The organism is Chromohalobacter beijerinckii (assembly GCF_023061185.1).
GTDB lineage: Bacteria > Pseudomonadota > Gammaproteobacteria > Pseudomonadales > Halomonadaceae > Chromohalobacter > Chromohalobacter beijerinckii.
In genome coordinates this window covers 1-9,243 of record NZ_JAKGAK010000032.1, presented here as the reverse complement: position 1 = coordinate 9,243, position 9,243 = coordinate 1, and the positions used below count along the sequence as shown (strand labels likewise).

At 60.4% G+C, this 9,243-nt stretch carries 10 protein-coding genes; 5 read left to right on the top strand and 5 right to left on the bottom strand.

The genetic code is table 11. The annotated features are described in order from the left end of the window. Positions 1 to 216: 216 nt before the first annotated feature. The 4 genes from L1075_RS15375 (at position 217) to L1075_RS15360 (ending at position 2,739) form a co-directional block, all read left to right on the top strand. Positions 217 to 1,050, top strand: coding sequence for an alpha/beta fold hydrolase (locus L1075_RS15375; RefSeq protein ID WP_246942699.1), 834 nt, complete (start codon positions 217 to 219; stop codon positions 1,048 to 1,050). A gap of 298 nt (positions 1,051 to 1,348) precedes the next feature. Further along, positions 1,349 to 1,954 carry a DUF1326 domain-containing protein gene (locus L1075_RS15370; protein ID WP_246942696.1) on the top strand — a complete coding sequence of 202 codons (606 nt, stop codon included), beginning with the start codon at positions 1,349 to 1,351 and terminating at the stop codon, positions 1,952 to 1,954. Positions 1,955 to 1,968: 14 nt separating this feature from the next. Further along, positions 1,969 to 2,160, top strand: coding sequence for a hypothetical protein (locus tag L1075_RS15365; protein ID WP_246942694.1), 192 nt, complete (start codon positions 1,969 to 1,971; stop codon positions 2,158 to 2,160). Between the two features lie 6 nt (positions 2,161 to 2,166). Beyond that, positions 2,167 to 2,739 carry a DUF2182 domain-containing protein gene (locus L1075_RS15360; RefSeq protein WP_343311334.1) on the top strand — a complete coding sequence of 191 codons (573 nt, stop codon included), beginning with the start codon at positions 2,167 to 2,169 and terminating at the stop codon, positions 2,737 to 2,739. Positions 2,740 to 2,763: 24 nt separating this feature from the next. Here the strand turns inward: L1075_RS15360 and L1075_RS15895 are convergent, their stop codons facing one another. The 4 genes from L1075_RS15895 to L1075_RS15345 all read right to left on the bottom strand — a co-directional run bounded on the left by L1075_RS15895 (position 2,764) and on the right by L1075_RS15345 (position 5,652). Then, a complete protein-coding gene (locus L1075_RS15895; protein WP_425531268.1) occupies positions 2,764 to 2,907 on the bottom strand; it encodes a helix-turn-helix domain-containing protein in 144 nt (47 codons plus the stop codon). A gap of 155 nt (positions 2,908 to 3,062) precedes the next feature. After that, positions 3,063 to 4,067 carry a virulence RhuM family protein/type II toxin-antitoxin system death-on-curing family toxin gene (locus L1075_RS15355; protein ID WP_246942691.1) on the bottom strand — a complete coding sequence of 335 codons (1,005 nt, stop codon included), beginning with the start codon at positions 4,065 to 4,067 and terminating at the stop codon, positions 3,063 to 3,065. 82 nt (positions 4,068 to 4,149) lie between these two features. Next, the gene (locus L1075_RS15350; RefSeq protein ID WP_246942689.1) at positions 4,150 to 4,626 is read right to left on the bottom strand and encodes an NYN domain-containing protein; all 477 of its coding nucleotides are present in this window, start codon (positions 4,624 to 4,626) and stop codon (positions 4,150 to 4,152) included. Positions 4,627 to 4,719: 93 nt separating this feature from the next. Continuing rightward, positions 4,720 to 5,652, bottom strand: a complete 933-nt coding sequence (locus L1075_RS15345; RefSeq protein WP_246942686.1) for a DUF808 domain-containing protein — start codon at positions 5,650 to 5,652, stop codon at positions 4,720 to 4,722. A 271-nt stretch (positions 5,653 to 5,923) separates the two neighbouring features. Here L1075_RS15345 and L1075_RS15340 point away from each other — a divergent pair, with 271 nt between their 5' ends. Then, on the top strand, positions 5,924 to 7,804 hold the full coding sequence (locus L1075_RS15340; RefSeq protein WP_246942683.1) for a monovalent cation:proton antiporter-2 (CPA2) family protein: 1,881 nt from the start codon (positions 5,924 to 5,926) through the stop codon (positions 7,802 to 7,804). A gap of 17 nt (positions 7,805 to 7,821) precedes the next feature. On the opposite strand, the gene L1075_RS15335 is transcribed toward L1075_RS15340, so the two are convergent. Next, entirely contained in the window at positions 7,822 to 9,036 is a 1,215-nt protein-coding gene (locus tag L1075_RS15335) for a hypothetical protein (protein ID WP_246942681.1), read from the bottom strand. Between the last annotated feature and the right edge of the window lie 207 nt (positions 9,037 to 9,243).

Genomic DNA, 9,243 nt, shown 5'->3' with positions numbered 1-9,243 from the left:
AACTGGAGGGCTTGTAGCGATGCCTTAACCAAGCAGTAGATCGCCCTCGAGAGGAATGAACTGGCTCGCTTCCCCGCGCGAGCGGCTAATCTAAAAGAGCTGTTCGAGCGGGGATGGTGAAACCATTGCGAGAACCGAGAACCGCGAATCGCCTATCGAGTCGCCAGCCCCTGGAAAAACCGGTACCCGGCGTCTACCCAACAGGAGGAGAAAAAGATGGCAACCATTACGACTCGAGACGGTACGAACGTTTTCTACAAGGATTGGGGAGCCAAAGATGCTCAGCCCATTGTCTTTCACCACGGCTGGCCGCTTTCGGCGGACGACTGGGATAGTCAGATGCTGTTCTTTCTATCGCAGGGCTACCGTGTCATCGCGTTCGACCGCCGAGGGCACGGGCGCTCGGACCAGACCGATACGGGCAACGACATGGACACCTACGCGGACGACACTGCGGAGCTGGTGAATGCACTCGATCTGAAAGACGCCATTCATATCGGTCATTCGACCGGAGGCGGCGTCGTCGCGCACTACGTCGCTCGGGCAGAATCAGGCCGCGTCGCCAAGGCCGTCTTGATGGGCGCGGTTACCCCGCTCATGTTAAAGACATCCGCCAATCCAGAAGGCACGCCCAAGGAAGTGTTCGACGGCTTTCGCAACGCCCTGGCAGCCAATCGCGCACAGTTCTTCAAGGACATCCCCGCCGGCCCGTTCTACGGGTTCAATCGCGACGGTGCCGAGGTCAGCCAAGGCCTGATCGACAACTGGTGGCGACAGGGCATGGAAGGCGGCGCCAAGGCCCAGTACGACTCCATCGAAGCATTTTCGGAGACCGACTTCACCGACGACCTCCAGGCGATCACGATTCCCGTGCTGGTGATGCACGGAGAGGACGACCAGATCGTTCCGATCGCGGCCTCGGCCCACAAGGCGGTCAAGCTCCTACCTAACGGCACGCTGAAGACATATCCCGACCTGTCGCATGGCATGTTCGCCACGCACCCCGACCAGATCAACGCCGACCTGCTCGAATTCATACAGGCGCGCTGATACGTGGCTTTCGCGGGCTCGACATGGACATCGGGCCCGTTCTCCACGAGGCCTGCAGCGTAGCGGCGCCTAACTCCAACAGCTCGCCCTCGATGGGTATGAACTGGCTCGCGGCATTGAGAAGAAAATGGCGGCGCGGATTCATGAACCATGCCGTCAAGATCACTATGGGGCACTTTCACGCCAGGTCGGTTGCGCAAGTTTGCAGGTGTCACCATCACTTCTTCACGCTTTTCGGCCCAGCAAGCGCTATACATAAAGAGACGCAAGTCCAGCCGGACTGAAGAGGAGCGTGGCCATGAACACGCAATGGAAGCTAGAGGGGGACTATCTGGAGAGTTGCACTTGCAAGGGGGCCTGCCCCTGCCTCTATCTGGGAGCCCCTACCGAGGGTGACTGCACGGCACTGGTGGGCTGGCACATTTCCACGGGGCAATATGGTGATGTGGCGCTCAAAGACCTCAACGTGGCGGTCGCGCTGTACGCCCCAGGGCCAATGGCGGAGGGCGATTGGAAGGCGGTGCTCTACCTGGACCAACGCGGGGACGAGCGCCAGCAAGAGGCAATGGAGACGATATTCGGCGGCCAGGCCGGGGGCCACCCGGCATTACTCGCCTCGTTGATTAGCGAAGTACGCGCTGTCGAGCGGGTCCCCATTCGCTACGAGGCCGAAAAAGGCCAGCGGCACCTGACGCTCGGCGAATCGGTGGGCGCGCACATCAAAGCGCTCGCAGGTCAGGACGGCGGCGATATCCACATTCGCAACCATCCCCTGGCGGTCGCACCGGGTGAATCCTTGGTGGTGGCTATCTCCCAGTCACTGTTCCACCAGGCTCATGGCATCGATGTCGACCTCAGCGAGCGTACGGCCTTCTATTCGCCGTTCGCCTACGCCGGGCCTTGAACGGGCGTCCTGCCATGCACCTGACAATGGCCAGGCTCCACTCGCGGGAGCGGCTGGTGGTCGCTATCGCCCTGGGGGTGCTGACACTGCTTGCCTGGAGCTATCTCGTCATCACAGGCACATCCCGCCATGTCGACATGCCCATGAGCCTGCCTGCCTCAGGCGAATGGGGACTGGATATGGCGGCGATCAGCGCGCTGATGTGATGCGTAATGATGGTCGCGATGATGCTGCCGAGCGCCAGCCCGATGATTCTTACTTACACCCGAGTGCACCAGCAACGCATGGCCCATGGCAGAGCCATCGCCCCCACTTGGTGTTTCATAGCGGGTTATTTGGCCACCTGGATGGGATTCGGCCTCCTGGCCGCCGCGACCCAGTGGGGGCTGCAACAGAGTACGCTGATAAGCTCAACCATGGGCAAGGCGGGCCCATCACTCGGGGGCGGCTTGCTCATCCTGGCGGGGAGTTTCCAGTTCAGCCAACTCAAGCGCGCTTGTCTGAGCAAGTGTCGCTCGCCGCTTAGCTTTCTGATGACGGAATGGCGCGATGGCACCGCCGGGGCACTTACCATGGGGATCCGCCACGGCGCCTACTGTATTGGCTGTTGCTGGGCACTAATGCTGCTGATGTTCGTCGGGGGCGTCATGAGTCTCGCCTGGATGGCCGCCCTGGCCCTGCTGTTCCTGATGGAGAAGCTCGTGCCCCACGCCCATCACGTGAGCCGGCTCATCGGGGGCCTGCTCATTGCGGCGGGTCTGGGCATTCTGATCCTGAGCTCGTAGAGCACCGTCGCACCGGCCACATGCCTACGGATCACATTCGTCAGTTGCCCCTCGATATTCCTCCAAAGATTGCTGCGCACGTCGCCATGCTGCCGGTGGCATGCCGAACGTCCGCTTGAACGCCTTGCTAAAGGCGGCTTCCGAGTCGTATCCCGCTTCCAGGGCGATGCGCGAGAGGGGCGTTATGCAGTCGGGTCAGCGCCCGGCTGACGTAGGGGTCGCGCAATTCGCCGACCCTGGCACGTTGCTCGGGCGGCAAGCAAGCGAGATAACGTTGCGCGGCCTCGATGTCGCAGCTCACCAGAGGGCCACTACCCCATCATTCAAGCGGACGCTGCATCACCGGCGAGCATGTTCATGATCAGCCGGATCATCGTCTCCTTGTTGGCGGGATCGGACTCCGCCACAAGCAGCGTCAGCGCGGCCAAACCGACATCGTTGAGCACGGGCTCCCCCGTCGATGACAGCAGGCGCTCATTACGGTACAGGAAGTCGACGAACAGAAACGCCGCACTGCGCTTGTTGCCATCGGCGAACGGGTGATTCTTGATCACGAAATAGAGCAGTTGCGCAGCTTTCGACTCGATACTCGGATAGGCCGGCTCGCCGAAGACGGACTGATCGAGGTTACCAAGCAATGAGGCCAGCCCATCGCTTCGATCGCGCGCAAACAGGTCGGTGGCCTCTCCCCGTCCTATCAATTCGGCTTTCAACTCACCCAGCGCGGCTCTCGCGATCTCCAACGAAGGAAGCTGACCGCCCACCTGCACGTCGGGATCGCTCAATAGCCCTTCGTCATAGCGCTGCAGCAGCAGAAACGTCTGCGCATAACGCGCGACGATATCCACCAACCCACGACTGCCCGACACATCCAGCGCCGGGCTGTGCGCCGCCTTGCGCACCAGCGCCATCGCCGCTTCCAACTCCTGGGCATTAGCTTCAAAGCGCTGTTGATGCAGCGTCCAGCCCTGGATGAGGTGCTCCCGAAGGACGCGCGTTGCCCATTGGCGGAAGCGGACCGCACGCCGAGAATTGACGCGGTAGCCGACGGAGATGATGGCATCGAGGTTGTAGTGTCGGATGTGACGGCGCACCTGACGGCGGCCTTCTTGCCGAACTACTAAGAAATCCTTAGTAGTTGCCTCCTCGGCCAGCTCCTCGTCGCTGAAGATGTTCTTGAGGTGTATCAGCACGTTCTCGGGCGTGGTCTCGAACACTTCGCCCATCTGCCGCTGCGTCAGCCATACCGTTTCGCGACCGTCGTCCAGACGCACGTCGACCGCCTTATCGGCATCCTCGTAGATCAGGATCTGCAGTTGTTCGCTCATGTCGGGCTTGTTCGGGTGAGTTCAAGATTAACCGACCATAGCACGCTCTCTCCGACGAATCCGGCAACTCAGCATCAGCGCCTCACCCCAACAGCAGGTCGCCCTCGATGGGGATGAACTGGCTCCCGGCGTTGATAAGGGAATTGGCGGTGAGCTTGGGCACGCCGTAGACCTCGACGCGCTTGCCATGCACCTCGCGGATCTTCTCCGCCAGCAGGTCGAAGTCGCCATCGCCGGAGACCAGCACCACCACATCCGCCTGTGCCGCGTACTCGATGGCATCCAGCGTGATGCCCACGTCCCAATCGCCCTTGGCGGAGCCATCCGCGCGCTGGATGAACGGCTTGAGCCTGACCTCGAAGCCGATCGAGCGGAGAATATTCTGGAACTCGCGCTGCTTCGCGTCGCCCTTGTCGGTGGCATAGCAGCGCGCGGCCAGCACCTCCCGGTTCGCCGTCACCCTCGCCCAGAACCGGCGATAATCGAAGTGTTTGCCGTAGGCTTCGCGCACGGTGTAGTAGACGTTCTGGGTATCCACGAAGATGGCGACGCGTGTCATGGCAAGGAGATCCCCGGCAGGCAGTAAGGCGCCAGCCCCGAAAGGCAAGCGTTGGCTTGACTGCATGATACGTGATAACCGATGCGCTCGGCTTCAGCGCTTAGGCATGAAGTGCAGCACGCCCACGACAACCGAGCCCACCAGAAAGCCAATCACCGCAGAACACAGCGTATTAAAGCTCCAGCCCAGCATCCCGCCCAGGCCACCGGTTGCCTCGCCAATGCCCTGTTCGAGATGGTGAACCCACGCATAGGGCGCATTGAACCAGCCCGTGCCATCGGCACCCAGGTTGACCAGCAGGATATGCCCGCCCACCCAGAGCATGGCGACGGTGCCCACCACCGAGATGGTCGTCAGCACCTTGGGCATGGCAGTCACAAGGCTCCGGCCCAGCGTCTGAATGCCCGAGCTATCGCGCTGGGCAAGCTTTAGGCCGAGATCATCCATCCTGATCAACAGCGCCACCACGCCATACACCAGAATGGTGATGAAAAACGCGACCACCACCAGGCTCGCCAACTGCGACCAGAATCCCTGGTGAGAGACGGCGGAAAGCGCGATCACCATGATCTCGGCGGATAGAATCAGGTCGGTCCGCACGGCACTGCTGACGATCTTTTTCTCGGCCTCCGGCCCCTTTTCAACCGACGGCTTGTCGTCATCCTGCTCCCCGGAGAGCTTGTGCCAGACCTTCTCCGCGCCCTCGAAAGCCAGGTAGGTGCCCCCCACCATCAGGATGATCGGCAATAGCCCCGGCAAGAAGTGATTCAGCAGCAAGGCCACCGGCAGGATAAAAATCAGCTTGTTGCGGATCGACCCCATCGCGATCTTCTTCACTATCGAGAGTTCGCGCTCCGCCGTTACCCCCTGCAAGTACTGCGGGGTCACCGCCGCATCATCGACCACTACCCCAGCCGCCTTCGTCGTCGCACGCCCAGCGGCGGCACTCACATCATCCAGTGATGCTGCGGACAACTTCGCCAATGCGGCGATGTCATCCAGTAGTCCTATCAAGCCGCCGATCATGGAAGCCTCCTGCATCAATAAAAGGTAAAGATAGTAAAGCACATGGCTGCCATCCCCCGTGAATCACACGAGGGATGGGGCTGGGTGAGGATTTTCCCGGGGTCAGCGTGGCAGCGGCCTTTACGTAGCGAAGCGGAGAAAAGGCCGCCCGGGGAAGGACGAAGGCCCGAAAATCGGGTCTGTCCCCGTTTTCGAAACCGGAAGCAAAATGCAGCCATTCATCTAGGGTTAGAAGAACCGATATCTGCTTCCCGGTCCACGGACATGACTGATGACTGACTACTTTGTTCAGGCGTTTATATACTTGGTGGCCGCGGTAATCGCGGTGCCACTGGCCAGGCGGTTCGGACTGGGGTCGGTACTCGGTTACCTGGTAGCCGGTGTCGTCATAGGGCCGGTGACCGGACTGGTGGGCCAAGAGACCATCACCCTTCAGCATTTTGCCGAGTTCGGCGTGGTGATGATGCTGTTCCTGGTGGGGATGGAGCTTGACCCCAAATCCCTCTGGGCCATGCGAAACCGGCTGCTCGGCCTCGGCGGCCTACAGGTCACACTGACCGCCGCCGTCGCCACCGGTTTTGCCTGGTCGCTGGGGATAGCCTGGCAAACCGCCGTGGCGGTAGGATTTCTCTTCTCCCTCTCCTCAACCGCGATTGTCCTGCAGACGCTGACCGAAAAGGGCCTGGTCAAAACCGAAGGTGGCCAGAGTGCCTTCTCAGTGCTGCTCTTCCAGGACATTGCGGTGATTCCCATGCTGGCCGTCATCCCGCTGCTGGCCGTGTCCGGAATCTCTGCCATCGATGCAGAGCGCGGACACAGCAGCCTCAGCCTGGTTGAGAACCTGCCGGGCTGGGCGCATGGGCTGGCCGTTGTCGGTGCGATCGTGCTGGTGATTGTCTGCGGCCATTACCTGAGCCGGCCGCTGTTCCGCTACGTGGTGCAGTCCGGCATGCGGGAAGTATTCACCGCCACATCCCTGATGCTGATTATCGGCATCGCGGCGCTGATGAGCCTGGTCAACCTGTCGCCGGCGCTTGGCGCATTCCTGGCCGGTGTCGTGCTGGCCAACAGCGAATTCCGGCACGAGCTGGAAGCCAATATCGAGCCGTTCAAAGGGCTGCTGCTGGGGCTGTTCTTCATTACCGTGGGCGCGGGGATCAATTTCGGCGTTCTGGCGGAGTCTTGGCATACCGTCCTGCTTCTCGCCCTGGCAGTGATCATTGGCAAGGCGCTGATTCTGGTTGGCCTGGCGTTCGCTTTTGGAATCCGCAGCAGTGAAGGCTGGCTATTCAGCCTCGGGCTCGCCCAGGCCGGTGAATTCGGGTTTGTGCTGCTGACCTACAGCACCCAGAACCGTGTGATCCCGGCGGACACCGCGCAGATGCTGTCATTGGTGGTGGCTCTGTCCATGTTCCTGACGCCGCTGTTGTTCATTGTCTATGACCGGGTGGTGCTGCCACGCTACCAGAAGGCCTCCAATGAAGAAGTGGAGCCGGATGAGATAGAAGAGCAGGCGCCGGTGATCGTGGCAGGAGTCGGCCGCTTCGGGCAGATCGTCTGTCGGTTGCTTCGCGCCAACAACATTCCCAGCGTTGCCCTAGACCACGCCCTGGAGCAGATCGAAAACCTGCGCCGGATCCAACTGACAAGTTACTTTGGCGACGCCACCCGCATCCAACTACTGGAAACCGCCGGCATTGCCGAGGCACGCCTGCTCGTCGTCGCCATTGACGACAGGGACCGGGCCGTACGTTTGGTGCGTCACGTCAAACAGCTTTACCCAGAGGTCTGGGTGCTGGCCCGCGCTTTCGACCGCGGCCATGGTTACGAGTTGCGTGAGGCCGGCGCCGACGATGTGGTGAGCGAAACCTATTACTCCGCTCTGGAACTCGGCGGCGATGCCCTCACCGCCATGGGCGTCCACCCAGAACGCGCCCGCCGGATGACCCAATCCTTTGTCGCCAGCGAAAAAGCCCACGAAGATCAACTGTTCAACGCCTGGCGCAACATCGAGGAAGGCATTCACTTCAGCCCGCGCTACGGGGAGCTGTTCATGAAGCTGGACGAGTCGCTAGGGCACGCCATGCGGGAAGACGCCCGGCGAATCGAGGACGAAGCACCGGCGTGGACACCACCAAGGAACAACGGCTGATCACAAAAACAGAGTTGTCAGCGCCTATTCGCTTCCTGGTTACGGCGTCGCTGCCGATAGCCGTAAGTGGCGTTTCTGACGGTTTCTTCATCCTCCAGTCCGGCCCCTAGGGCCCCAGCGATAGTGGCAACCGAAGTCGCGAGCCAGGCAAGAGAGGTGTAATCGAAAAGACTGGCCGCGTGGCCGAGTTGCGCTTCCAGCATGTTGGCCGGAATGAAAACAAGGACCGTGAAACAGAAAAGGCCCAGCAGGATCACGTAATAGAATATGACCCCGGCACTTAGCGTCAGGACAGTAACCGTGTTATAGAGGCGAACCAGACGTGGTGATCGGGCGTTTTTTATCGATTCCCACAGCGTGTGGGCAATGATGATCCAGGCGATCATCGCCGCCATGGCCACTCCCATAAGCAGAACAAGGCGTGGCCGGCCATAATTGGCGCTGAGCTGCCAAAGGGTGGGAAACACCAGACCATAGGCGCCGGTCGCGAACGCGACGGCGATGACGCTCTTGAAAGCAGGAAAGATGGTCCAGGGGCGATTGGCGCGCACCATGCCGGCCAGGATGCGAAGGTTTCCGTTGATCCTTGATTCGGCTATAAAGCGTACATCGAAGAACTCTCCCTCGCCCGGTAGCGCTATCCGCCGTATCGGGAACAGCTTCTCGTAGAGGTGCCTACCCAGTAGTTTCCGGGCGCCTTTGCCACGCAGGCTCTCGTGGACTTTATCGGATTGCTGGGTGCGCTGCTCTTGGCGAGCACGGTCCTCTTCCGAACTGCCATGATGCAATTCGTTGATCAGTTGCAGAATCGCTTCGCTCAGGCGGTGGCGTATCGCGGTAATGCCGAAGGCAGGCAATGAGACCATCGCAACGCCATGCACCGTGCTGGTTTCAGCGATCACGAAGCGCCCATGCATGTAGATCGGCAAATCGGTAATACAGACCGCGTAGTCCCACTGCCGATCCCGCTTGTACTCGAGAATACTCCCTATGATATCGGTGGAAGCCTCTGCAGCGCCGATCAACGGATCGACGATCAGTTGCACCTCCCAACTCAACCGGTCGTCGACATAGTTGACCAGAAGTTCGGGTAACTGATCGATTACCTGTTCGGCCATCTCAGCGGACATCTCCGGAGCGGGTACCAGGCCCACCACCTTTCGGCATGCGTTGACCGCCTGACTCCCTTCCGCTTCGGGTTCGATGTAGACATCGTTCCGAACCTTGGACATAAGCGCTCCTCAACGACGTGCTAGCGCATTAGGGAGTGGGGCGCTGTAAAACCCACCTTGACATATCCAAGCTTAGATGAAGATCAGCTTAGCGCGACTCACGCTATAGGCATTAAAAATAGATATGTCTCGGATTTTTGAATTCTGATGGCCATGGCAAACTACCTACCTTGACCGTTCTGCTACCCGTTTGCGCTCAGGGCCCGA